At 72.5% G+C, this 236-nt stretch carries 1 protein-coding gene; it reads left to right on the plus strand.

Features of this window, described 5'->3' with window-relative positions; translation table 11 throughout:
- A partial coding sequence (locus G5B31_RS21560; protein ID WP_205912061.1) for a hypothetical protein occupies nt 1–236 on the plus strand: 236 nt, incomplete at both ends.

Genomic DNA, 236 nt, shown 5'->3' on the forward strand with positions numbered 1-236 from the left:
CGGTGCTGACGCCTTCGAGAACCTCGCCCAGAACGGAACCGGGCTCGCCGTCTCCGTCTCCGTCTCCATCGCCGTCTCCGTCCCCATCGCCGTCGCCATCGCCATCCCCGTCTCCGTCCCCATCGCCGTCCCCATCGCCGTCGCCGTCGCCGTCCCCATCGCCGTCTCCGTCGCCATCCCCGTCCCCATCCCCGTCCCCATCGCCGTCTCCGTCGCCGTCCCCATCGCCGTCACCC

Source organism: Rhodobacter sp. SGA-6-6 (assembly GCF_011043545.1).
In the GTDB taxonomy this organism is placed as follows: domain Bacteria; phylum Pseudomonadota; class Alphaproteobacteria; order Rhodobacterales; family Rhodobacteraceae; genus Pseudogemmobacter.